Annotated in this window: 25 protein-coding genes, 1 tRNA gene and 1 riboswitch; of the genes, 13 read left to right on the top strand and 13 right to left on the bottom strand. The window is 69.8% G+C overall.

Features of this window, described 5'->3' with window-relative positions:
- The first annotated feature begins 7 nt into the window (after positions 1-7).
- From OG709_RS12610 to rdgB, 3 genes are all read left to right on the top strand, one after another.
- The gene (locus OG709_RS12610; protein WP_266645029.1) at positions 8-256 is read left to right on the top strand and encodes a PTS glucose/sucrose transporter subunit IIB; all 249 of its coding nucleotides are present in this window, start codon (positions 8-10) and stop codon (positions 254-256) included.
- Between the two features lie 162 nt (positions 257-418).
- Entirely contained in the window at positions 419-1,144 is a 726-nt protein-coding gene (rph, locus tag OG709_RS12605; RefSeq protein ID WP_250298694.1) for a ribonuclease PH, read from the top strand.
- 253 nt (positions 1,145-1,397) lie between these two features.
- Positions 1,398-2,000 (top strand): RdgB/HAM1 family non-canonical purine NTP pyrophosphatase, encoded by a 603-nt coding sequence (gene rdgB / locus OG709_RS12600; RefSeq protein WP_250298693.1) that lies wholly within the window; start codon positions 1,398-1,400, stop codon positions 1,998-2,000.
- 51 nt (positions 2,001-2,051) lie between these two features.
- Here the strand turns inward: rdgB and OG709_RS12595 are convergent.
- The 4 genes from OG709_RS12595 to bcp all read right to left on the bottom strand — a co-directional run bounded on the left by OG709_RS12595 (position 2,052) and on the right by bcp (position 5,513).
- Positions 2,052-2,137: transfer RNA gene (locus OG709_RS12595), tRNA-Leu, on the bottom strand.
- A gap of 72 nt (positions 2,138-2,209) precedes the next feature.
- On the bottom strand, positions 2,210-3,214 hold the full coding sequence (locus tag OG709_RS12590) for an HNH endonuclease signature motif containing protein (RefSeq protein ID WP_326694807.1): 1,005 nt from the start codon (positions 3,212-3,214) through the stop codon (positions 2,210-2,212).
- A gap of 166 nt (positions 3,215-3,380) precedes the next feature.
- Positions 3,381-4,877 (bottom strand): glycine betaine/L-proline transporter ProP, encoded by a 1,497-nt coding sequence (proP, locus tag OG709_RS12585; protein ID WP_266642950.1) that lies wholly within the window; start codon positions 4,875-4,877, stop codon positions 3,381-3,383.
- Between the two features lie 168 nt (positions 4,878-5,045).
- Positions 5,046-5,513, bottom strand: a complete 468-nt coding sequence (gene bcp, locus OG709_RS12580; RefSeq protein WP_250298689.1) for a thioredoxin-dependent thiol peroxidase — start codon at positions 5,511-5,513, stop codon at positions 5,046-5,048.
- Positions 5,514-5,652: 139 nt separating this feature from the next.
- On the opposite strand from bcp, the gene OG709_RS12575 reads away from it, so the two are divergent.
- The 3 genes from OG709_RS12575 to OG709_RS12565 all read left to right on the top strand — a co-directional run bounded on the left by OG709_RS12575 (position 5,653) and on the right by OG709_RS12565 (position 6,938).
- Complete coding sequence (locus tag OG709_RS12575; RefSeq protein ID WP_250298688.1) at positions 5,653-5,979, top strand: DUF3618 domain-containing protein; 327 nt, start codon at positions 5,653-5,655, stop codon at positions 5,977-5,979.
- Positions 5,980-6,104: 125 nt separating this feature from the next.
- Complete coding sequence (locus OG709_RS12570) at positions 6,105-6,440, top strand: GroES family chaperonin (RefSeq protein WP_250298687.1); 336 nt, start codon at positions 6,105-6,107, stop codon at positions 6,438-6,440.
- 81 nt (positions 6,441-6,521) lie between these two features.
- Positions 6,522-6,584: riboswitch (guanidine-III (ykkC-III) riboswitch) on the top strand.
- A gap of 33 nt (positions 6,585-6,617) precedes the next feature.
- Positions 6,618-6,938, top strand: coding sequence for a DMT family transporter (locus OG709_RS12565; RefSeq protein WP_250298686.1), 321 nt, complete (start codon positions 6,618-6,620; stop codon positions 6,936-6,938).
- Between the two features lie 32 nt (positions 6,939-6,970).
- Here OG709_RS12565 and OG709_RS12560 read toward each other — a convergent pair whose 3' ends face one another.
- The 3 genes from OG709_RS12560 to OG709_RS12550 form a co-directional block, all read right to left on the bottom strand.
- Entirely contained in the window at positions 6,971-7,324 is a 354-nt protein-coding gene (locus OG709_RS12560; protein WP_326694808.1) for a hypothetical protein, read from the bottom strand.
- An 8-nt stretch (positions 7,325-7,332) separates the two neighbouring features.
- A complete protein-coding gene (locus tag OG709_RS12555) occupies positions 7,333-7,842 on the bottom strand; it encodes a SigE family RNA polymerase sigma factor (RefSeq protein ID WP_266642955.1) in 510 nt (169 codons plus the stop codon).
- A gap of 498 nt (positions 7,843-8,340) precedes the next feature.
- On the bottom strand, positions 8,341-10,659 hold the full coding sequence (locus OG709_RS12550; protein ID WP_250298684.1) for a transglycosylase domain-containing protein: 2,319 nt from the start codon (positions 10,657-10,659) through the stop codon (positions 8,341-8,343).
- Between the two features lie 207 nt (positions 10,660-10,866).
- Between OG709_RS12550 and OG709_RS12545 the strand changes: the two genes are divergently transcribed.
- Together OG709_RS12545 and OG709_RS12540 are read left to right on the top strand one after the other, a co-directional pair.
- Positions 10,867-11,667, top strand: a complete 801-nt coding sequence (locus OG709_RS12545) for an ABC transporter permease (protein ID WP_250298682.1) — start codon at positions 10,867-10,869, stop codon at positions 11,665-11,667.
- A complete protein-coding gene (locus OG709_RS12540) occupies positions 11,636-12,463 on the top strand; it encodes an ABC transporter permease (protein WP_266645030.1) in 828 nt (275 codons plus the stop codon). Before OG709_RS12545 ends, OG709_RS12540 begins: the two co-directional genes overlap by 32 nt.
- Positions 12,464-12,625: 162 nt before the next feature.
- Here the strand turns inward: OG709_RS12540 and OG709_RS12535 are convergent, their stop codons facing one another.
- The 4 genes from OG709_RS12535 to OG709_RS12520 form a co-directional block, all read right to left on the bottom strand.
- Positions 12,626-13,324 (bottom strand): tectonin domain-containing protein, encoded by a 699-nt coding sequence (locus OG709_RS12535; protein ID WP_329166096.1) that lies wholly within the window; start codon positions 13,322-13,324, stop codon positions 12,626-12,628.
- Between the two features lie 231 nt (positions 13,325-13,555).
- The gene (locus OG709_RS12530) at positions 13,556-14,059 is read right to left on the bottom strand and encodes a GNAT family N-acetyltransferase (RefSeq protein WP_329166094.1); all 504 of its coding nucleotides are present in this window, start codon (positions 14,057-14,059) and stop codon (positions 13,556-13,558) included.
- Between the two features lie 132 nt (positions 14,060-14,191).
- On the bottom strand, positions 14,192-14,386 hold the full coding sequence (locus OG709_RS12525; protein WP_250298679.1) for a DUF1918 domain-containing protein: 195 nt from the start codon (positions 14,384-14,386) through the stop codon (positions 14,192-14,194).
- Positions 14,387-14,559: 173 nt separating this feature from the next.
- A complete protein-coding gene (locus tag OG709_RS12520) occupies positions 14,560-14,889 on the bottom strand; it encodes a hypothetical protein (RefSeq protein ID WP_329166093.1) in 330 nt (109 codons plus the stop codon).
- Between the two features lie 113 nt (positions 14,890-15,002).
- On the opposite strand from OG709_RS12520, the gene OG709_RS12515 reads away from it, so the two are divergent.
- The 4 genes from OG709_RS12515 (at position 15,003) to OG709_RS12500 (ending at position 18,323) form a co-directional block, all read left to right on the top strand.
- Positions 15,003-15,800, top strand: a complete 798-nt coding sequence (locus OG709_RS12515; RefSeq protein WP_329166091.1) for a hypothetical protein — start codon at positions 15,003-15,005, stop codon at positions 15,798-15,800.
- Positions 15,801-15,863: 63 nt separating this feature from the next.
- Positions 15,864-16,586 carry a formylglycine-generating enzyme family protein gene (locus tag OG709_RS12510; RefSeq protein ID WP_326694813.1) on the top strand — a complete coding sequence of 241 codons (723 nt, stop codon included), beginning with the start codon at positions 15,864-15,866 and terminating at the stop codon, positions 16,584-16,586.
- A gap of 64 nt (positions 16,587-16,650) precedes the next feature.
- A complete protein-coding gene (locus OG709_RS12505) occupies positions 16,651-17,640 on the top strand; it encodes an ABC transporter ATP-binding protein (RefSeq protein ID WP_266642971.1) in 990 nt (329 codons plus the stop codon).
- A gap of 23 nt (positions 17,641-17,663) precedes the next feature.
- Positions 17,664-18,323, top strand: a complete 660-nt coding sequence (locus OG709_RS12500) for a DUF1707 SHOCT-like domain-containing protein (protein WP_250298675.1) — start codon at positions 17,664-17,666, stop codon at positions 18,321-18,323.
- Positions 18,324-18,442: 119 nt separating this feature from the next.
- On the opposite strand, the gene OG709_RS12495 is transcribed toward OG709_RS12500, so the two are convergent.
- Positions 18,443-18,940 (bottom strand): hypothetical protein, encoded by a 498-nt coding sequence (locus tag OG709_RS12495; RefSeq protein ID WP_326694814.1) that lies wholly within the window; start codon positions 18,938-18,940, stop codon positions 18,443-18,445.
- A 196-nt stretch (positions 18,941-19,136) separates the two neighbouring features.
- Between OG709_RS12495 and OG709_RS12490 the strand changes: the two genes are divergently transcribed.
- Positions 19,137-21,464, top strand: coding sequence for an LPXTG cell wall anchor domain-containing protein (locus tag OG709_RS12490; protein ID WP_329166087.1), 2,328 nt, complete (start codon positions 19,137-19,139; stop codon positions 21,462-21,464).
- 216 nt (positions 21,465-21,680) lie between these two features.
- Here OG709_RS12490 and OG709_RS12485 read toward each other — a convergent pair whose 3' ends face one another.
- The gene (locus OG709_RS12485) at positions 21,681-22,898 is read right to left on the bottom strand and encodes an SGNH/GDSL hydrolase family protein (protein ID WP_250298672.1); all 1,218 of its coding nucleotides are present in this window, start codon (positions 22,896-22,898) and stop codon (positions 21,681-21,683) included.
- Positions 22,899-22,955: the final 57 nt, after the last annotated feature.

Below are 22,955 nucleotides of genomic sequence, written 5' to 3'. Positions count from 1 at the left end.
AAGAGACATTCAGGAGTCGGACATGGCCACCAAGGCTGAGAAGATCGTCGCCGGGCTCGGCGGACTCGACAACATCGAAGAGATCGAGGGCTGCATCACCCGGCTGCGCACCGAGGTGGCGGACCCCTCCCTGGTCGACGAGGCCGCGCTCAAGGCCGCGGGCGCCCACGGGGTGGTCAAGATGGGGACCTCGGTCCAGGTCGTGGTCGGCACCGACGCCGACCCGATCGCGGCCGACATCGAAGACATGATGTGAGCCGCGTGTGAGCCGCGGAACCACCGGGCCGCCGGGCGACTGACCCGCCCGGCGGATCACCGACACGGGAAGGGCCCGTTCGGGGCACCGAAAGGCGTCCCGGACCGGCCCGTCCGCAGCCGCCCGGCACCCCTCCCCACCGCGGCCGATAGGCTCGGCCCCATGTCTCGTATCGACGGCCGCACCCCCGAAGCGCTCCGCCCGGTCACCATTGAGCGCGCCTGGAGCAAGCACGCAGAGGGCTCTGTCCTCATCTCCTTCGGCGACACCAAAGTCTTCTGCACCGCCTCCTTCACCGAAGGAGTCCCGCGCTGGCGCAAGGGCAGCGGGGAGGGCTGGGTCACCGCCGAGTACTCGATGCTCCCGCGCTCCACCAACACCCGCGGCGACCGTGAGTCCGTACGCGGCAAGATCGGCGGCCGTACGCACGAGATCTCCCGGCTGATCGGCCGTTCGCTGCGCGCGGTCATCGACTACAAGGCGCTCGGCGAGAACACGATCGTGCTGGACTGCGATGTCCTCCAGGCCGACGGCGGCACCCGTACGGCCGCGATCACCGGCGCGTACGTCGCCCTCGCCGACGCGGTCACCTGGGCCCAGTCCAAGAAGCTCATCAAGTCGGGCCGCAAGCCCCTCACCGACACCGTCTCCGCGGTCAGCGTCGGCATCGTCGACGGCGCACCGCTGCTCGACCTCTGCTACGTGGAGGACGTGCGCGCCGAGACCGACATGAACGTCGTCTGCACCGGCGACGGCCGTTTCGTGGAGGTCCAGGGCACCGCCGAGGCCGAGCCCTTCGACCGCAAGGAGCTCAACGCCCTGCTCGACCTGGCCACCGCCGGCTGCGCGGACCTCACGGCGCTCCAGGTCGAAGCGCTCGGCAAGTAGAACCGAGGCCCCGGCGGCCGAACCGGGGCTTCGCGCCGCGGCTCTCGGCAGCCAGGACCGGAACTCCCGGCAGGCGGAGCCGAAGCTCTCGGCGGGCGACGAGGCGAAGCAACCCACCGCGGCGCCCCGTGCGTCCGTACGGCACGGGCGCACGGGTCGAACCGTGCGCCCGTCCGCATCACACGCAACACCGGCGGGCGCCCGGCGCCTGCCGAGGCACCCGGCTGATCCCGGCGGGCCCGATACTGGACCCATGACCCGTCTGATCCTCGCCACCCGCAACGCCGGGAAAATCACCGAGCTCGAAGCGATCCTCACCGACGCGGGCCTGCCCCACGAACTGGTCGGCACCGATGCGTACCCCGAAGTCCCGGACGTCAAGGAAACGGGGATCACCTTCGCCGAGAACGCCCTGCTGAAGGCCCACGCCATGGCGCGGGCCACCGGCCTCCCGGCGGTCGCCGACGACTCGGGCCTCTGCGTCGACGTACTGAACGGCGCCCCCGGCATCTTCTCGGCCCGCTGGGCCGGCACCCACGGCGACGACGCGGCGAACCTCCGTCTGCTGCTGGCTCAGCTGTCGGACATCGAAGCCCCGAACCGCGGCGCCCACTTCGCGTGCGCGGCGGCGCTGGCCCTCCCGGACGGTACGGAACGGGTGGTCGAGGGCCGCCTGCTCGGCACCCTCCGCCACGTCCCGGCCGGATCGGGCGGCTTCGGCTACGACCCGATCCTCCAGCCGGCCGGCGAGACGCGAACCTGCGCGGAACTGACCGCGGGGGAGAAGAACGCGATCAGCCACCGGGGGGAGGCGTTCCGGGCGTTGGTGCCGGTGGTGCGGGAGCTGTTGGGCTGAGCAGGGAACGCTGGAGGGGCACCCCGGTCGCGGGGTGCCCCTCCAGCCATGTGCGGCCTGTGGGATTCGAACCCACCTAGTCCAAACGGACAAACCGGACCTAAACCGATCGCGTCAACCAACTGCGCCAAGGCCGCAGGCTGTCGTTCATGGTACTCGGCCGACAGTCGTACGGGGTAAGTCGCGCCCACACCCGCACTCCCCCACGACTATGCGTCGAGCTGTTGCTTCCTGCGGTTCCGGCACCAGGTGTCGGTCAGCGCATGGCAGTTCGGGCACAGGTACCGGAGATTCTCCCGGCGGTTGTCGAGCCAGTCGCCGTTGATGTGGTCGATCTGGAGCGTGATCGGCCGGCCCAGCCATGAGCCGGGGTTGGCACAGCGCTCGCACCGGTAGGGGACACCCACTTCCTGGAGGGCGCGGTGCAGCTGGGGCCGCTTCGCGCGTGCCGACCCCCGCGGCATGACGACCAGGGTCCGCGGCGCGATCGGCCGCCGTTCCGGCACGCGCGTCGACCCCCAGGGGCGGCGCGTGAAGTGGCCGGTGTCGAGCTGCAGTTGGAGCACGGTGCGGCGAACGCGGCGATGGTTGGTGTCGTTCACCGCGAGGCCGAGCGCGCGCATGACGTCCGCGTAACTGGTGGCACCGGGTACCGCTGCCCGCAGGGCGCCCTCGCTGATCGCCGGACGTGCGTTCCGGAAATGGGAGGTGTCGATCCCGTGCTCCCTGAGCATCGCTCCCAGCGCTGCGCGCGACCGGCTGTCGCCGTCGGCCAGCCCGAGCAGCCGCGCTGCTCCGCGCACACTGTCGGCCGAGGCGGCGGCGTTTCGCAGTTCCTCGACGGTGAACAGGAGCCGGGGCCCTTCCGGACGGTTGAGCCCGGGAAAGTGGCTCACGTCGATGCCGGCCGCCGCGATCCGCCGTCTGATGTGCGACAGCGTGCCGGTCGCGGGCGGGGCGCCGAGCGCGGTCACGACTTCGCGGAGTGTCGAGGACGTGCCGACGGCTGCGGCTATCGCCTCGTCCGTGTACGTGCGGAAGGGGCTGCGCTGCTGGAAGTGGCTGGTGTCGATGCCGAGTGCGGCGACCCGCTTTCTGAGCACACGGTGCCGACCGCCGCTCTTCTTGAGGCCGAGGCGCCGCATGACGTCGGCCCAGTTCCTGGACTCGGCCACCGCCCGGGTGAGTGTCTCCCGCTCGTACGGGTCGGTCATGGTGGGCTCGCTCCGTCCCGGTCGCGCGTTCGCGACCTCGTACGGAGTAACGATCCGCTGACCGGACCGTCACGTCCGGAAAGCGGAGCGGCCCGTACCGGGTGGCGGTGGCGGTACGGGCCGGTGCGGGAGGGGGCCGGGAGGGGAGTCGCGGGTGGGGCCGGGTTCAGAAGCGCGGATCCGGTGTCTGGGACTCCACGATCTCCGCCGCCTCCTCCTTCGTCTCCACCGACGGCGGGGAGCCCTCCAGTGGCTGCTGGGCGGTCTCCTTCATGCACAGCACCGCGACCACCCCCACCAGGGCCGCCACCATCGCGTAGTAGGCGGGCACCAGCTTGGATCCGGTCAGGCTGATCAGGGCGGTGATCACCAGAGGGGTCGTACCGCCGAACAGGGACGCGGAGAGGTTGTAGCCGACCGACAGCGAGCCGTACCGCACCTGGGTCGGGAACAGGGCGGGCAGCGCCGCCGACATCGTCCCCAGCAGGCAGACCAGCGAGAGGCCGAGCATCAGCATGCCCGCCACGATCGCCGGGACGGAGCCCTGGCGGATCAGCAGGAATGCCGGGAGCGACAGGAAGAAGAAGCCGAGCATGCCGGTCATGAGCAGGGGCTTCCGGCCGAAGCGGTCACTGAGCTTGCCGACCTGGTTGATGATCAGCATCAGGCAGACCATGACACCCAGCAGGATCAGCAGGCCGTGCGTCTCGCCGTAGTGCAGTTCGTCCGTGAGGTACGTCGGCATGTACGACAGCAGCATGTAGTCCGTGATGTTGTACGCGCCGACCAGCGCGATGCACAGGATCAGCGACGGCCAGTAGTCGCGGAAGATCTTGCGGAGGTCGCCCTTCGCGGAGGTCTCCACCCCGTCGGCCGCCTCGCCCGCGTGGACGCTCTCGCCCTCCAGTCGCTGGAAGGCCGGGGTCTCGTCCAGCCGCAGCCGCAGATAGAGACCGACCAGGCCCAGCGGGCCCGCGACCAGGAACGGGATGCGCCAGCCCCAGCTGTTCATCCCGTCGTGGCCGAGGAGCGCGGTCATCAGCGTGACCAGACCCGCCGCGCCGACGTACCCGGCCAGCGTGCCGAACTCCAGGAAGCTGCCGAAGTAGCCGCGGCGCTTGTCGGGTGCGTACTCCGCGATGAAGGTGGAGGCGCCGCCGTACTCGCCGCCGGTGGAGAACCCCTGCACCAGGCGGAAGAAGATCAGCAGGACCGGGGACCAGAATCCGATCGCCGCGTACGAGGGGAGGATCCCGATCGCGAAGGTGCCGATCGCCATCATGATCATGGTCATGGCGAGGACCTTCTTGCGGCCGATCTTGTCTCCCATCGGCCCGAAGACCATGCCGCCGACCGGGCGGATCAGGAAGGCGACCGCGAAGGTGGCGAACGACGAGAGCAACTGGACCGTGCTGCTTCCCGACGGGAAGAAGACATGGCCGATGGTGGCCGCCAGATAGCTGTAGATGCCGAAATCGAACCACTCCATGGCATTACCGAGAGAGGCCGCTTTGACCGCGCGCTTGATGGCGGCTTCGTCGGTCACCGTGATATCGGTGCGGCGCAGTCGCGGGTGCTTCCGGCGGTTGATGATGCGGTAGAGGTCGCGATGGCGCTTGACCGCCTCGGGGTCGGCCGCGGTCTCCCTGCCGTGGTCCGCCATGGTTTCCGTCCTCTCTCTGGGCATACAAAAACACGCAAGAGGAACTTCTGCACGGCGATGGTGGCCGCAAACCAAGGTCCCGGGTAATGGGACCTTGGTCACGCATTCTCGGTGGAGCCCGGCAGGACTCGGCGTTACCCGGCGGTACTCAGCGGATGTCGGCCCGGATCAGAGGCCGAGATCCTTGATGATCTTGGCTACGTGGCCGGTGGCCTTGACGTTGTAGAGGGCCCGCTCGACCTTGCCCTCCTCGTCGACGATCACGGTCGACCTGATGACTCCGGTCACCGTTTTGCCGTAGAGCTTCTTTTCCCCGAAAGCGCCGTACGCAGTGAGTGTCTCCTTGGACGGGTCACCGACGAGCGTGACCTTCAGGGACTCCTTCTCGCGGAATTTCGCGAGCTTCTCCGGCTTGTCCGGCGAGACGCCGATGACGTCGTACCCGGCGCCTGCCAGAAATTCGAGATTGTCGGTGAAGTCGCAGGCCTGCTTGGTGCATCCGGGGGTAAGCGCAGCCGGGTAGAAGTACACGATGACTTTGCGGCCCTTGTGGTCGGCGAGGGAAATCTCCTTGCCGTCCGCGTCGGGCAGAGTGAAGGCGGGAGCGGTGTCGCCGGGCTGGAGTCGCTCGCTCATCAAGGTCTCCTCGGGAGGGTGCGTGGGCCGTGAGGTACGGATGGGGCCGAGCGTAATAGGGGTGCCGCGGGGTGCGTTCCCGTTGAAGCTGACAGACTGTCGAGCAACGACTACCGGACACGACCACGGAGGCAGCGCAGTGTCGGATGCCACGGATGCCAGGACCCCGGCGCAGATCCAGGCCGACATCGAGACCCGGCGCGCGGATCTCGCGGACACGCTGGACGAGATCGGTGTGCGGCTGCACCCCAGCACGATCGTGGGGGACGCGAAGGCCAAGGTCGCCTCTGCCGTCGACCAGACCGCGGGGCGGGCCTTCGTCGCGCTGAACAGGGCCGCGAACGGGGTCCGGGCCCAGTTCGTCTCGGACACCGGCGCTCCTCGGCTGGAACGGGTGATTCCGGTGGCGCTGCTCAGCGTGGGTCTGATCGGGCTGTGCGTGTCGTCCAAGCGCTGCAAGAAGTGAGCCCGGAGGCGAGCCGGGACGTGGGGCGGGACGTGGGCCGAGAAGCAGTGCGCGCACTGCATCCGCTCGCACCGGGCTCCACCCTTCGGTGAACGGCAGGCCCGCGGCCAGGTAGGTTCGAGCCCGTGAGCGAGAACACCCACGACGACAAGCTGCCCATCCGGATGCTGCACGACCGCGTGCTGGTCAAGTCCGACAGCCCGGAGGGCGAGCGGCGCTCGGGCGGCGGCATCCTGATTCCGGCGACGGCCGCGGTCGGCAAGCGGCTGGCCTGGGCCGAGGTGGTGGCGGTCGGGCAGAACGTCCGCACGGTGGTCCCCGGCGACCGGGTGCTGTACGACCCGGAGGAACGCGCCGAGGTCGAGGTCCGGGGCGTGGCCTACGTCCTCATGCGGGAGCGCGATCTGCACGCCGTGGCGTCGGAGCGGGTCTCCGACGACTCCACCGGGCTGTATCTGTAGCGGTATCCGCAGCAGTGTCCGTAGCTGGTCAATGGCCCGTGAGTCGGCCCATGGTCTGTGAGCTGGTCAATGGCCCGTGGCGGTTTGCTACGGTGGAACGAACCCGACGAGACGCGCCGTACCGGGCAGCAAAGACGACGCACCCCCTGTTGATCCGTCTCACGGAGGTTCGTCGTCATGGCTTGGGTTCTGCTCATCGTTGCTGGTCTGCTCGAAGTGGCCTGGTCGATCGGGATGAAGTACACCGAAGGTTTTACGAGGCTGTGGCCCAGCCTCTTCACCGGCGCGGGCATCGTCGTGTCCATGCTGCTGCTCTCGCAGGCGGCCAAGACCCTGCCGATCGGTACCGCGTACGGCGTCTGGGTGGGGATCGGCGCGGCCGGTGCGGCGGTGTTCGGCATGGTCCTGCTCGGTGAGCCCGCCACCGCGGCCCGGATCTTCTTCGTCTGCCTGCTGCTGGTCGCCGTCGTCGGCCTGAAGGCGACCAGCGGTCACTGAGATCTTGTCCGTTCCCTCAGCCCGCCGTTCGGCTACCCGGCGGGCGAGGGAACACCCGCCGGGTTCGCGGGAGCGGTCACGGGTGTCGGCGTGCTCGGCGGGCTGGGGCTCGGCGAGGGGGGCGGCGTGGGTGCGGGGCTGTCCACCGTGCCGAGGGGCGGCGCCGGATGACGGTCGGCGTCCGTGCCGGGCAGATGGACGGCCGCGGTGACCGCCAGTGCCGCGACCACCAGCGCGGTGGCGGCCGAGATCGTCGTACGACGGCGCCGGATCCGGCGCCCGCCCCGGACCACCGCATCGGTGACGCTGGGCAGCTGCGGTTCCGCCGATGCGTCGAGGATCGCCTCGAAGGCGACGCGCATCGCACTGTTCCCCTGCTCGTTCATCCGCTCCTTCACCTCCCGCTCGTTTCGGTGGACAGGTCTTCGACGATCCGGCGCAGTCGGGCGAGCCCTCGGGCGCTCTGGCTCTTGACCGTGCCAGGTGTCACCCGCAGTGCCTCCGCGGTCTGTTCGACGCTCCAGTCCTCCCAGTACCGCAGCACCAGCACCGCCCGGTAGCGGGGCGGGAGTTCCATCAGCGCCGACCGCATCACCAGGCGCATCTCCGGTACGTCCGCCTCGGCGGACGGCAGATCGGGCACGTCCTCCACCGGCTCCTCACGCCAGAGCGCCTTGCGGTACTGGTCGATGAAGGTGCGGGTGAGGATGGTGCGTGCGTACGCCTCCACGTTGCCGTCCCGGCGGACCCGGCCCCAGGCCGCGTAGAGCTTCATCAGCGTGGTCTGGGTCAGGTCCTGCGCCTGGTGCCAGTCTCCGCAGAGCAGGTACGCGCTGCGCCTCAGCGATGCCTGCCGGGCCTCGGCGAACTCCCGGAACTCCCGCTCCCGGACTGCTTCTCTCACCTGCCACCTTCCGCTGGACCCGCCCCCGTCCCTACGTATGTACGTGGAGTTGTCCGGGCAGGTTGCATGCGCGGCGGGAATTGTTTTTCCGGGATTCCGTGCAACCTGCCGGGAGCCCGGTCCCGTACTCCTCTCATGCAAGGGCCTCAGCCCGGTCGAACAGCTGAGGATCCGGTCAACCCCCGTTGAGAGGGAACTGCTTTGACGATTCACAAGAGGACCCGTCCGGCCAGCCGTACCCGCCGTCTGTTCTTCGGCATCGTTGCCGGAGGCGCGGTGGTCATCGCGGGCGGCTCCGCCGCCGTCGCCGCCACGTCTGTCCCTGCCCCGGTGCACGCTCGCCAGCCGGTGCGTACTGCGGCTGCGGCCCCGGCTCCGGCCCATGTCTCGACCCCGGTGCCGCCTCGTGTTCCGAGCGCGGTTCCTGCGCCGGTCCCGCCTCGTGTCCCGAGCGCGGTTCCGGCCCCGGTCCCCGCACGCTGACCTGATCAGCCGGGATCAGCCGGTGCCGCCCCCGTCGCCGTTCCCCGGGGTGAGGCCTCCGCCGCCGTTGGTGCCGCCGCTCGTTTCGGTGCCGCCGCCGGTGAGTCCGCCGATGACGCCGGTGCTCTCGCTCGGTGTCTCGGACGGTACGGACGGGGGCGGCGACGACGGGTTGCCGGACCCGGTGGGCGACGGTCCCGTCGCGCTGGCGCTCGCCGAGGGCGACGCCGACCCCGACGGGGAGGCGGAGGACGACGCCGGGGTCGGCAGCGCGTCCTGGCTCGCGCCCGCCTGGAGATCGAGGGTGAAGGGCGTGGCCCGGGTGTTCTTGAGCGCGGCTGCCGTGTACTGGCCCCAGATCTGCGCGGGCGCGCCCCCGCCGTTGACGCGGGGCAGGCCGAGCGCCCCGTACAGCGGCTTCTGTACGCCGGTGTCGGGGTCCTGGCCCATCACCGAGATCACGGTCGACAGGTCGGGCGTGTAGCCCGCGAACCAGGCCGCCTTGTCGTCCTCCGCGGTACCCGTCTTGCCCGCGGCGGGGCGGCCCGCCGATTTGGCCGCGGTGCCCGTGCCGCTCTCGACGACGCTCTTCAGGATCGACGTGGTGGTGTCGGCGGACTGCCGGGTGACGGCCTGCACGGTGCTGTTCGCCGGCAGGGCGACCTTCGCGCCGTTCTTACTGATCGAGTCGACGATGGTGTACATCCCGTGCCTGCCGTGCCCGGCGAGGGTCGCGTACGCCTCGGTCATGTCCAGCACGCTGGCGGTGGACGGGCCGAGCGCGATGGACGGGTAGGGGTTGAGGTCGGGGGTGTTCTTGGGGATGCCGAGGTCGGTCGCGGTCTGTTCCACCTTGGCGGGGCCCACGTCCTCGGCCATCTGTGCGTACACGGCGTTGACGGACTTGTCGGTGGCCGTGCTGACGGTGATGTTGCCGTAGGAACGGCCGTCCTCGTTGCCGGGGGCGTAGCCGGTGGGCCCGTTGGGGCCCTGCACCATGCGGTGGTCGGTGCCGTCGTAGATGGTGTTCGGGGTGATCCGGCGCCCGTCCTGGGTGGTCGACCGGTTCTCGACGGCGGAGGCGAAGACGAACGGCTTGAAGGTCGAGCCGACCTGGTAGTCGCGGCGGGTGGCGTTGTTGACGTACTGCTTGGTGTAGTCGATCCCGCCGTACATCGCGACGACCCGGCCGGAGTCCGGCTCCACCGAGGCGCCGCCCACGCGGACATTGCGGTCGGCGGTGCGGCTCTTGCTGAGTTTGCTGTTCACCTGGTCGTCGACGGCGGTGACCAGTGCGTCCTGTTTCGGTTTCTGGATCGTGGTGGTGATGCGGTAGCCGCCGGTGGCCAGGGTGTCCTCGTCGAGGATCTTGTTGCTGGTGAGGTACTCCTTGACGGCCTGCACGAGGTACCCGCGCTGTCCGGAGAGCCCCGATGCGCCCTTGATCTTGCCGGGTACCGGGAACTTCTCGGCGGCGCGGTCGGATTGGCTGAGCCACTTCTTCTTGACCATGCCGTCGAGCACGTAGTTCCAGCGGGCCACCGCCCGGGTCTTGTTCTCCGGGTGCGCCACGACGTCGTACGCGCTGGGGGCGTTGAGCAGCGACGCGAGATAGGCGCCCTGTGCGACGTCGATGTCCTGGATGTTCTTGCCGTAGTACGCCTGGGCCGCGGCCTGGATGCCGTACGCGTTGCGCCCGAAGTAGCTGGTGTTCAGATAGCCCTCGAGGATCTGGTCCTTGGTCTCCTCCCGGTCGAGCTTGATCGCGATGAAGAACTCCTTGGCCTTGCGGCTGAGGGTCTGCTCCTGGCCGAGGTAGTAGTTCTTGACGTACTGCTGCGTGATCGTCGAGCCGCCCTGCGTGCCCTTGCCGGTCAGGGTGTTCCATGCCGCGCGGATCATGGCCTGGGGGTCGACGGCGCTCTCGGAGTAGAAATCACGGTCCTCCGCGGCGAGCGCGGCACGCTGGACGTCGAGGGGGATCTGCGCGAGCGGGACGTTCTCCCGGTTGACCTCGCCGTCGCGGGCCATCTCGGTGCCGTCGGCGTAGAGGTAGACGTTGCTCTGCGCGGTGGCCGCCTTGTTGGCGGGCGGGATGTCGACGAGGTTGTACCCGGCGATGAAGCCGCCGACGAGCAGCAGGACGATCACCACGACGCCGCCGAGGACCATGCGCCAGGTGGGGATCAGGCGGCGCCAGCCGTGCCGCTTGGGACGCTTGCGCTTCTTCCCCTTCTTCCCGGGTGCGGCACTGGTGCCGTCGGGTGGCGGGGCGCCGCCGTCGAGCGGTTCCCGCGGGGTCCAGCCGGGCTGCTGTGGCTGCTCGTCGCTCACTGTTTCTCCAGCGTCCGGCACAAGAGTGTCGTATCGGGGCAATCGTGTGGTACGCCAATAAAACACTGTTGCGGTGCCCGGTTCGAACTGGGTGGTCAATTCGGTCGCGGCGTGCGACCCCCTTGGACTAAGGTCATCCGCTTCGGTGCAGGGCCGTTGAGGGGAAGCGGCCGGGGTGGCGGGCGGGGCACGGGTGGGGGAAGTCACATGCGGGTGTACGCGGTCGTGGCCGCGGGGGGATTCAGACGCTTCGCGACCTACCGGGTGGCGACGGCGGCCGGGGTGTTCACCAACACCGTGTTCGGTTTCATCCTGGCGTACACCTACATCGCGCTCTGGGACGAGCGTCCGCACCTCGGAGGGTACGACCAGGCGCAGGCCCTCACCTACGTATGGCTCGGCCAGGCGCTGATGACGACGATGGCGCTGCTCGGCGGTGGCCTGGAGGACGAACTGGTCGAGCGGATCCGCACCGGTGACATCGCGATCGACCTCTACCGCCCCGTCGACCTGCAACTCTGGTGGCTGGCAGGTGACTTGGGGCGCGCCGCGTTCCAGTTCCTCGGCCGTGGCGTGGCGCCGATGGTGCTGGGGGCGCTCGCCTTCCACCTCGCGCTGCCGACCAACCCTTTCGTGTGGCTCGCGTTGCTGGTCTCACTCCTCTTCGGGGTGATCGTCAGCTTCGCGATCCGCTATCTCGTGGCACTGTCCGCGTTCTGGCTGATGGACGGCGTGGGCGTCGCGCAGATGGCGGGGATCGCCGGAATGTTCTTCTCCGGGATGGTGTTGCCGCTCAACCTCTTCCCCGGTCTCCTGGGCGAGATCGCACGGCTGCTGCCCTGGTCGGTGCTGCTCCAGGTGCCGGCCGACATCGCCCTGGGCAAGCGGACCGGCTGGGGGCTGGTGACGGCGTACGCCTTCCAGCTCGGCTGGGCGGTGGTGCTGCTCGGCGCCGGTCGGCTGCTCCAGTCCGCCGCTGCCAGGAGGGTGGTGGTGCAGGGTGGCTGACGGGCTGCGCGCGTACCGGCTGATCGCCGGGATGTGGATCCGCTCGACGATGACGTACCGGGCGTCGTTCGCGATGACGGCCTTCGGGAACTTCGCCGCGACGGGTCTGGACTTCGTCGCGATCCTGCTGATGTTCTCGCACGTGACGCGGCTCGGCGGCTATTCGCTGGGCGAGATCGCGTTCCTGTACGGCTCGGCCTCCACCGCCTTCGGCCTCTCCGACCTGGTGATGGGCTCGATGGACCGGCTGGGCCGCCGGATCCGCGACGGCACACTGGACACCCTGCTCGTACGCCCGGCCCCGGTGCTCGCCCAGGTCGCCGCGGACCGCTTCGCGCTGCGCCGGCTGGGCCGGATCTCCCAGGGCCTGCTGGTCCTCGGGTATGCGCTGCTGGCCCTCGACATCGACTGGACGCCGCTGAAGGTGGCGATGGTGCCGATGATGGTGCTCAGCGGCGGGGCGATCTTCGCGGCGGTGTTCGTGGCGGGCGGGGCGTTCCAGTTCTGGGCGCAGGACGCGTCGGAGGTGCAGAACTCCTTCACGTACGGCGGGGTGACGCTGCTCCAGTACCCGCCGACGGTGTTCGCGAAGGACCTGTTGCGCGGGGTGACGTTCGTGGTCCCGCTGTCCTTCGTCAACTGGCTGCCCGCGCTGTACGTGTTGGGCCGCCCGTATCCCCTGGACGTCCCGCACTGGTGGGCGTTCGCGCCTCCGGTGGTGGCTGCGGTGTGCTGTGCGCTGGCGGGGCTGGCCTGGCGGTACGGGCTGCGGTCGTACCGGAGCACCGGGAGCTGACGGCCGGGCCGCCGGCGGGGCTCCGGGCCGTGTGGGCGCGGACGGATCACGACCCCGGCGCCGTCCCGTGGGGGAGGGCGCCGGGGCCGTTCGCGGACGACCGGGAGGGGAAGGGATCGCGCCCCGAACCGGTTCCGCCGCAGCGGGAGTTGGGGACTCGGATCAGCTTGGCTGGTCCCCGGTGTACCGGTAGATCTCACCGTTCTTGTTGACGTGCCACACGGTGCCGTCGGCACCGGCGCCGATGTCGCTGGCGTTGCCGGGGATCTTGATCCAGGGGTTGGCGTCGTTGTTGGTGTACCGGTAGATGCTGCCGGCGGAGTCGACGCCCCATACGTTGGTCCTGGATCCTGCCGAGATGCGGACCAGGCTGCCGGAGATTCCCACCCAGTTGGTGGTGGACTGGTCTCCGGTGTACCGGTAGATCTGGTCGTTCTTGTTGACGCCCCATACGGTGCCGTCGGCGGCGGCGCCGATGTCGCTGAGGGACCCGGGGATGTTGATCCAGGGGTTGGCGTCGTTGTTCGTGTAGCGGTAGATGCCGCCGCCCGAATTCACCCCCCATACGTTGGTCCTGGATCCTGCCGAGATGCGGACCAGGCTGCCGGGGATGCCCACCCAGTTCGTCGTGGACTGGTCTCCGGTGTACCGGTAGATCTGGTCGTTCCTGTTGACGCCCCATACGGTGCCGTCGGCAGCGGAGCCGATGTCGCTGAGGGACCCGGGGATGTTGATCCAGGGGTTGGCGTCGTTGTTCGTGTAGTGGTAGATGGCGCCGGCGGAGTTCACACCCCATACGGTCGTTCTGGATCCTGCCGAGATGGCAGAGAGACTGCCTGCGACCTTCACCCAGTCAGCCATGTCGAACTCGCCTTCTGTCGGCACCGATGCTTGCGGGGACATCTTTGGCAGTCGGACGAGTACGCCAAACAGGTTGATAAGTGGATCAATTACAAACGCATCTGAAAATAGGCGGTTTGGGGCCGGGCGTCTCAAGAGGCTGAAGGCGGGGAGGGGCCCCGGGCGCGATCCGTTCGGCCGGAAGTCCTGTCCCGCCCACGAGGGATCGACATGAGGCCCCGGCATATGCGGTCACCTGCGGAGGCGGTCCGCGGTGACCCCGTCGCGTACGAAACGGAGCCCCGGCCGGCCGTTCAGCCAGATCCCGCCCGTGGGCAGGAACCCGGTACGGGCCAGCACGGCCCGCGAAGCGGCGTTGCCGAGCGTCGTCCTGGCCCGCAGGGTGGTGATGCCGTACTCGGCGGCAGCCAGGTCGCACACCGCGCGCACGGCGGATGTGGCCAGCCCCCGCCCGGCGGCCCGCTCGGCGATCCGGTACCCGAGTTCGGCCGAACCGTCCGCCGCGTCGACCAGGTTGACCCGCCCCAGCACCTCGCCCTCACTGCCCAGCAGTACGTGGAAGAAGCAGGTCCCGGTGGTCTGTTCGGCGAGCAGGGCGCGGTGGCGTGCCTCGAACTGGGCGAAGTACTCGTCGCCGCGGTCGGGGATCGACGCGGCGAAATAGGCCCGGTTGTCCTGCTCGAACTCAAGGAGTGCCGGGGCGTGGTCGAGGTGGAGCAGGTGGAGTCGGGGCATCCCGCAAGGCTAACGAGGCTGTGCGCGAATGAGGAATGGCCGGGGGTGCAGCCCCAGGGCCTGTCCGGCGGATCGGGGTCGGACAGGCCCCGTCGCGACCTCGTCAGCTGCGAAGGCCGCGTGAGGGCCTGCTCAGTCTTCTGACGAGCGGGATTCGATGACGCAGTCGGGTCCCGGGTAGACCAGGCCCTCGTGGCCGTCGGAGAAGCGGACCATGTACGGCGGTCCGCCGTCCTCGCCCCGGACCTCGATGATCTCCCCTTGGCGGTCGGTCAGTCCCACGGACCGACTGTGGACGTGGAGTCGATCGCCAACAGTTGCACGCATGGAGGGCCTCCTCGAAGCGGCGACAAGCAGGGCACTTCGCCCCGTGTTCGTCAGGCTACCCAAAGTGACGGAATGCTGTGCTCCGTATCGGCCCGGTCGGTCCTGGCCGAGCCGGGTGGACTCGGACCTGAAGTGCCGGGGGAACGTCCGAGAGGGTCAACTTGCCTTATTCGTCAGGAGTTTGGCGGCGGCTCCGGCGGCGTACCGGACCCGACGTGCCCGGGGCCGCCGGGACCGGCGGCCGGGGCGTCCTTTCCGGCGGGGTGCACGGTCCGGTGCCGGTGCCGGTGCCCGCGCGCCGCGGCCCACGCGACGGATATCGCCAGGACCACCACGCCCAGCGCTGTCAGTCCGGCCGGCACCTTGTCCAGAGTGCCGTCCGTCAGCTCGGCCCGGCTCAGTCGGCCGTCGTCCAGTACGCCTCTGCCGTCCGGGCCGCGCGGGCTGCCGTGCGAGGGCAGGGGCACGATGCGGCGCACCGAGTACGTCCGCCGACCACGCACGGGCCATGTCCGTTCTGAGGGGCGGACCCTGACAGGCGGTCAGGGGCAGCTCAGGGTGTGGCGAGGGACTTCCCCGTGGCTGCCCGGTGGGGTGCGGCGGCAGGCTGGGGATCATGCAGACCACCACTGAGAAGCGCTCCTCGACCGTCCGACGCGGGGCCGCCGGGCTCGCCTTCGCCGCCGCCGTCGCCGCCCTGGTCGCCGGTGCGGCGAGCGCCCCCGCCGTCGCCGCCGACGCGCCTCCCGCCCCCTCGTACGACTTCAGCGACTGCCCGGACATCCCGGCCGGTGTCGACGCGGCCAGCTGGAAGTGTGAAGTCCTCACCGCCACCGGCCCGTTGACCCTCGGCAGCCGCAGCATTCCCGAACTGGCGCCGATGACCATCACCCACGCCGAGGGCCCGATGCCCGACGGGAGCGCCGGGCAGGTGTGGGGCGCCATGCGCAGCGCCCCGGCCGCCGTCCCCGGGGGGCTCCTCGGCAACACCGCTGACCAGAACGCCACCGACCGCCAGGCCGCTGATCACAACCCCCTGTCCGCGCTGTCCCTCCAGCCGGAGTACGGCGGCCGATCCGATTTCTATCCCGCCGGGGACACCATGGGTCTGTTCACCATGCGTTTCCGGGTCGTCAGCCCCTTGCTGCCGCACGGGTGTGTCATCGGCGCCGACAAGCCCGTCGAACTGCACCTGAAGCGGGACGGTGACTCCGAGTGGGTCTCGAAGAACCCGCCGGTCATCAAGTTCGTCGCGTACGACGACGCGTTCACCGCCCCGGCCGCCGAGGGATGCGGCCCGCTGGGCAAGCTGGTCAACGACCGGTTCGGCCTTCCGGCGGCGGCCGGGAACGCGATCACCCTGAACGCGCAGTACACCTTCAAGACGTACGACCAGCTTCCGCCGCGCGCGTGACCCCGCAGGCCGGAATAAACCCGCTCGTCCCGCGAGGAAGGCCGTTGGTACGCTCGCCGACTCATGGAAGCGAACGCAGCGCACGAGATGATCGCCGTTCCGGCGGGGCGGGTGACGCTGTCGGACCGGCGCACCCAGCGCAGTTGGCCGGTCGAGCTGGCGGCCTACCGGCTCGCTGCCCACCCGGTCACCCAGGCGCGGTACGCGCAGGTCACCGGCGCCCGGCCGAGCACGGCAACGGGCGACCGGCTGCCCGTCGAGGGCGTTTCGTGGGGGGACGCGGTCCGGTACTGCAACGCCCTGTCCCGGCGGGAGGGTCTGACGCCCGCGTACCGCCTCGACGGTGACGGCGGTGACGGCGGTGGTGGCGGCGAAGGCGAGCGGGCTGATGCCGGTGCCGAGGGGGCCGAGTGGGATCCCTCCGCCGACGGGTACCGGCTGCCGACCGAGGCCGAGTGGGAACACGCCTGCCGGGCCGGTACGGAGGGGCCGCGGTACGGGCCGCTCGACGAGATCGCCTGGCAGCGCGGGAACGCGCAGGACCGGATCCACGAGGTGGGCGGCAAGCGGCCCAACGCGTGGGGCCTGTACGACATGCTGGGCAACGTCTGGGAGTGGTGCTGGGACCTCTACGACCCCGAGGTCTACGGCGCCTACCGGGTGCTCCGCGGTGCCGGGTGGTTCGACGAGGAGTGGAGCTGCCGGGCCTCGGTGCGGCGCCGCAGTCACCCGACGTTCCGGATCGACGACGTGGGGTTCCGCGTGGCGCGCTCCGTCCGGCGCTGACGCGTGCGCTTCGCCGGGACGGTCCGCAGGCAAGAGTCGTACGCATGAGGGGAGTTGACCTGCCGTGAACGATAACTCCAACGATGGCTCCAACGATGACTTCATCGAGCTCGAAGACCTGGAGAAGGTCTTCGACGTACGCCGGAAGTCCGGCCTGCTGCGCCGTGAGAAGCATCAGGTCCGGGCCGTCGACGGCATCAGCTTCCGCGTGGCCCGGGGCGAGATGGTCGGCTACATCGGCCCGAACGGCGCGGGCAAGTCCACCACCATCAAGATGCTCACGGGCATCCTCACCCCCAGCGGCGGCCGGCTGCGCGTCGCGGGGCTCGATCCCTCCCGCGAGCGGACGAAGCTGGCCCAGCGCATCGGTGTGGTCTTCGGGCAGCGCACCACCCTCTGGTGGGATCTGCCGCTGCGCGACTCGTACCGGCTGGCCCACCGCATGTACCGGGTCCCCGACGACCGCTTCCGCGAGAACATGGACCGGTGCATCGAACTGCTCGATCTGGGCGCCCTGTTGGACGTACCCGTGCGGCAGCTCTCCCTCGGGCAGCGGATGCGCGGCGACATCGCGGCGGCCCTGCTGCACGACCCGGAAGTCCTCTACCTCGACGAACCGACCATCGGCCTCGATGTCATATCCAAGGCCAAGGTCCGTGAGTTCCTGCACGACCTGAACGCCGAGCGCGGTACCACCGTCCTGCTCACCACCCACGACCTGACCGACATCGAACAGCTCTGCAAGCGGGTGATGGTGATCGACCACGGGCGGCTGATGTACGACGGCGCACTGGCCGGGCTGCACGAGGTGGGGGAGAGCGAGCGGCTGCTCGTGGTCGACCTGGAGCGTGAACTTCCGCCGATCAAAACGGAGTTGGCGCGCACGGTGAAGGTGGAAGGGCCCCGGCAGTGGCTGGCCTTCCCCGCTTCCGCGTCGGCGGCGCCGATCGTCGCGGCCGTCGCCGACGCGTACCCGCTCGTCGATCTCTCCGTACGGGAGCCCGACATCGAGGCGGTCATCGCGAAGATGTACGCCGACCGTGGCCTCCAGTAGGCGCCCTTCCATAAGCTGTCGGCATGACAAACGAACTCCCCGAGATGCGTGCCTCCGATGCCGAGCGCGAGCGTGTTGCCGAGACGCTGCGCGAGGCTGTTGCCGAGGGGCGGCTCGACATGGAGGAGTTCGAGCACCGCCTCGACGCCACCTACCAGGCCCGTACGCACGGCGAACTCGAACCGCTCGTACGCGACCTTCCGGCCCCGGGCAGTTTCAAGGCCGGCACCCCGGCGACGTCACTGGGCAAGAGGGACGAGTGGGCGGACCGGATCGGTGGCACCGCGACGTCCAGCAAGGCAGTCGCGGTCTTCGGCGGCTTCCACCGGAAGGGCCGCTGGACCGTCGGCCGGACGGTCACCACGTTCGCGATGTTCGGCGGCGGTGAGCTGGATCTGCGGGAGGCCCGCTTCGAGGCGCGGGACGTGACGATCCGCTGCTTCGCGCTCTTCGGCGGGATCGCCGTGATCGTCCCCCCGGACCTGCACTGCGACGTCAACGGCATTGGCCTCATGGGCGGCTTCGGCGACAGCGGATCGGGCGAGGGCACGCCGGGCTCGCCCCGGGTGAAGGTCACCGGGTTCGCCATGTTCGGCGGTGTCGGGGTGGAGCGGAAGGTGACCAGGGCCGAGAAGCAGCGGCTGAAGGAAGAGGCGCGGGCCAGGCGCAAGGAGCTGGGCTGAGGCTCCCGGCCCGGTCCGGCGGCCGGACGGTGTGAGCGGCCGGGCGGCGTGTCCGGACGGGACGGCGCGCCGAGATGCGTGCCTACCCGGATCCCGTTCGCACCCACCCCGCCGACGGGTCAGGACCCGCCCGCGTACTGATCCAGTACGTCCCGCAGGTGGTTGTCCGGACCCCGGAGGAACAGGGCGAGCAGCTCGTCGAGCGGGTTGCAGAGCGGCCAGTCGGATTCGTACAGCTCCTCCAGCTTCCGCAGCTCGGCCCGCTCGTCCTCGTCCAGCCGCTCCTTGGACAGGGTGACCAGCGGGCGGATCCTGGCGAAGCGGCCGGGACCGGGTGCAGGGGCGCACCGCCACTCGGCCCCGTGGCCGCGTACCTGCACCTCGCCCAGGTACCAGGCGGCCACCTGTAGCAGTGGCCCGTCGGAGGCCGCGTCCGCCTCCTCGTACGAGGAGAACGCGCCCCGGACCAGCTCCTCCAGCCGGTCGACGGAAGCAGGTGTGAAGTCCCAGGCGCCCGGGGCCTGTTCGCGCCAGGCCGGGAACGCCGACCGCTGCTCCGCCAGCCAGCCGTTCAGGCGCGGGTTGTCGGACCACTCGGGGCTGTCGATCGTGTCCATGCTCCGAGATCCTACGGCCGGGCCCACACGTGTAAGGATCCCGTGGAGAGCCGATGGCGGGACGCGCCACGCCGCAATTGCCTTGCGACACAGGCGAGTTCGGCACCTAGTCTGTGGATTGCTTGTGTGGCGCCGATCAGTGCGGGGGCCCTTGGCGCCACACCGGACCCAACGCCGACTGGGCCCCGGGAGAATGATGATCCACCCGATATCACCCCATCGGCGCTCCCTTGCGGGGAAGCGCCTCGCCGTCGCCCTCGCGTGCGCCGGTGCCCTGACGCTCACCGGACTGCCCGGCCTGCACCTCGCGGGAGCCGCGTCGGTGCCGAAGCCGGGCGTGCCGTGCGAGGAACTCTACGATCTGTCCGGCACCCCGGTGTCCAGCCCTTCCTGGGGGCAGAACGGCAGCCGTCCCAAGAGCGACTGGGACGAGTACGACTACACCAACCAGCGCAACGCCATGGACGGTGTCACGCTGCCCGACGACCAGGCCGAGCAGCAGAAGATCCTCCGGGAGGCCGGGACCGACCCCAAGAAGTGGAAGGAGGGCGACCCCCGCAAGGTGTTCGCCTCGTACAGCCGCTACCTCGAAGGCCAGAACGGGGCGAACGAGTACGGCTCGTTCAAGGGCTGGCTCGACGACTCGTACATCGACATGGCCGGCCGCAACCCGCGCGGCAAGGCCTTCGAGCGCAAGGCGGTCAAGGACCTCGGCCTGGTCGGCCCGGACTGGATCTGCCAGGAGCCGGTCGAGTACACCGACGCCAAGACAGGGGAGAAGCGCTACCGGATCTACGACGCGGTCAACCGCAGGACGAAGGAACTCGTCGAGATCAAGTCCGGCCCCAACTACGCCGGCGATCAGGGGCCGAAGGACCGTGCGGTCCTGAGCGACCCGAAGTACAAGGACTACCGGCTGCGCGGTGTCTTCGGCCAGTCGCAGACCGACGAGACGAAGACCTTCTACCGCAATCTCGCCGCCCAGTTCGGCAATGGTCCGGACGGCAAGCCCCGGGTGACGACGTACGAGCACAACTCGACGCCGCGCGCGACGTTCAAGCCGGGTAAGTACTCCGCCAGTTCCCCCTACCTCGCGCCCACGGGCTCCACGGCACGCGGTGGCGCGACCGACATCGTCAACGGTTCCGCGCCCACCCCAGAAACCATGCGGAAGCAGGTCGAGGCCGTCCGCCGCAACGACCCCAGCGGGATGCGCGTGCGCGGACCCGGTGGGGTGGACTTCTCCACCCTGCAGCTGAGCTACGTCGGCAAGCCCGTCAAGGGCAAGGGCGTCGACTACTCCTTCTCGGCGGACAAGGCACCGAACGAGGACGCGGGGTGGGGCGGCAAGGAGAAGGCCCAGCTCATCTCCGACGCCTACTTCACCTGGCTCGCCCTCACGCCGGACAAGTTCTGGGTCAACCTCAACCCGGATCAGCCCGACAAGATCATGGACAAGACGTTCGGGAAGACCGACGCCGGACGGGTGCTGCTCCAGGCCGACCTGGAGATGAAGCACGACTACGCCAGGGACATGGACCCCCGGAAGGGTCTGGGTAAGCAGTACTGGGACGCCATGAAGGCCGCCGGGCTCTCGTGCGGCACGGTGGTCCGCAACTGGATCGTGCCCGAGCCCGCGAAGGTCCGTGTCCACGACACCGGCATCTACATCCTCGACGCGCCGCTGAAGGTCAACTCCGTGGCCTCCGACGTGAAGACGCCGAGTCCGAACGGCCCGTGCGACCTGACCGCCGCCCAGCGCAAGACCTCCCAGCGGCTGGTCAACCAGATCATCATCCCCGACGTCGAGCACAAGGTGAACACCGCGCCGCAGTACGCGGACCTGCGCCGCGTCTACCGTTCCCGGGTGGCCGCCGAGTACGTGCGCCAGCAGGACGCCAAGGCGCCCAGCGACTACCACGCGATGATCAACAGCAACGATGTGCACCGGTGGCCGGTGCGCGGCAAGAACGCCTCCTGGACGCCCCGGAAGACCTGGGACGAGTACGTGAAGTCGTTCACCAAGGGCGACTACAGCTACCCGTGCGAGATGGCCGGACAGCAGAAGATCTGCGTCATGGGCGGCGTCGACTTCTCCAAGAGCCCCAAGCGCAACATCAGTGACGTGGAGTTCAAGGCCCAGCACCCGCACCTCCAGCGCTCCACGCAGACCTCCGTCCAGGCCATGACCGACGACGCCGACAACGATCACGAGCTGCTCCTCGGCGGCAACACGGACGGCAAGCTCCCGTCCGGCGGCGGTCAGAGCCCGACACCGACCCCCACCCCCACCGGCAAGCCCACCGGACAGCCGTCCGCCCCGGCGAGCCACACCCCGGGGCCGGGACACAGCACACCGCCCGGCGGCCAGGCGCCGTCCACCCCGCCGGGCAAGCAGGACGGCGGTGGCGGGCTGGCCGCCACTGGCACCCAGGTCCTCACCCTCACGGGTATCGCGGCGGCGCTCCTTGCCGCAGGGGCGGCCCTCGTCTGGTGGCGGCGCCGGAGGACCACCGGGAACTGACCCGGCGCCTGCGGCCCGTGGTCCACAGCCCGTGGTCCGTTGCCCGTGGTCCGCAGCCTGTGGTCCGCAGCAACAGCCCGTGGCCCACAGCCCATGGTCCGTTGCCCACGGTCCGTTGCCCGTTGCCCGTTGCCCGTTGAACGGATCGGCCCCGTACCCGCCCACCACGGGCAGGTACGGGGCCGGTCCCGTCCGGACGCGCCGCGCGTCGACCGGTCAGGCGCGCGCCGGGACGGACTCGCTCAGCGCGTCCAGGTCGAGCGTCATCGCCATCTTCCGGTAGCCCGCGTCGTTCGGGTGCAGATGGTCGCCGGAGTCGTACGCGGGCAGCAGCCGGGTCGGCGCGTACGGGTCGCGCAGCGCCCGGTCGAAGTCGACGACCGCGTCGTACACACCGCCCGACCGGATCGTCGCGTTGACCTGCTGGCGTACGGCCTCCAGCTGCGGGCTCGCTCCTCGGTGGCCGGTGAACGGCATCAGCGTCGAGCCGACCACGTGCAGTCCGCGCGCCCGCGCCTCCTGGGCCAGCCTGCGCAGTCCGTCGGTGATCTGCCGGGCGTCGAGCTGGTTCGGCCTGCGCAGGATGTCGTTCACCCCGAGGTCGATGACCACGGTCCGGGCGCCGGAGCGCGCGAGCGCGTCGCGGTCGAAGCGCCGCAGACCGCTCTGCCCCTGGCCGTCCAGCAGGACCCGGTTGCCGCTGATGCCTTCGTTGAGCACGCCGTAGTGGCTGCCCAGCCGTTGGGCGAGTACGTCGGTCCAGCGGTGGTCGGCACCGGTCGTGGACGTGATGCCGTCGGTGATCGAGTCGCCGAAGACGACGACCGAACCGCGCGCCTCATGGGTGAGGACGTCGACGGCGGTGAGGTAGCGCCAGTAGGGCGTCTCCACGGTGCGCCCGCCTCCGGAGAGGTACGAGATCTGCCGGGCGTGCGGGTGGTAGGTGACCGGGCCGCTCGGCGAGGGCGAGAAGACGGAGACCGTCACGTCGGCGTCGGCCGGGACCCGGATGCGGACCGCGTCGCTGACGATCTGGCCACCGGCCGGGATCGTGACGAACGTATGTCCGTCGAAGGTCACCGCCCGCACGATGTTGTCGGCCGCCACGGTCGACTCGGTGATCTTCAGCGGCCGGGTGCCGAAGAGGTTGGAGAGGGTGATGCGGGCCAGGGAGCCACCGATGCTGGTGTGCACGACGTTACGGACGGTGGTTCCGGGAAGACCGTTCGGCGTACCGGGCTCGGGGCCGACGGGTGACGCCGACCAGGTGCCCGTCCAGGTGCCGGACGCGGGCACCCCGGAGGACACGCGCGAGGGGGTCCCGGACGAGACGGTGGTGGCCGGTGGCCTCACCATGGCGTAGATGCCCACCGAGACGAACGTCACCACGGCCGCGAGTGCGGCAAGCAGGACGTAACCATGGCGCCTGGTCATGAGCGGTCGTTCTCCTCGGGAACTCGACGTGCGTCCCAGGAGTAGCTCAGGCAGGGA

It is taken from the genome of Streptomyces sp. NBC_01267 (assembly GCF_036241575.1).
GTDB lineage: Bacteria > Actinomycetota > Actinomycetes > Streptomycetales > Streptomycetaceae > Streptomyces.
This window is presented reverse-complemented; position numbering and strand designations above follow the sequence as displayed.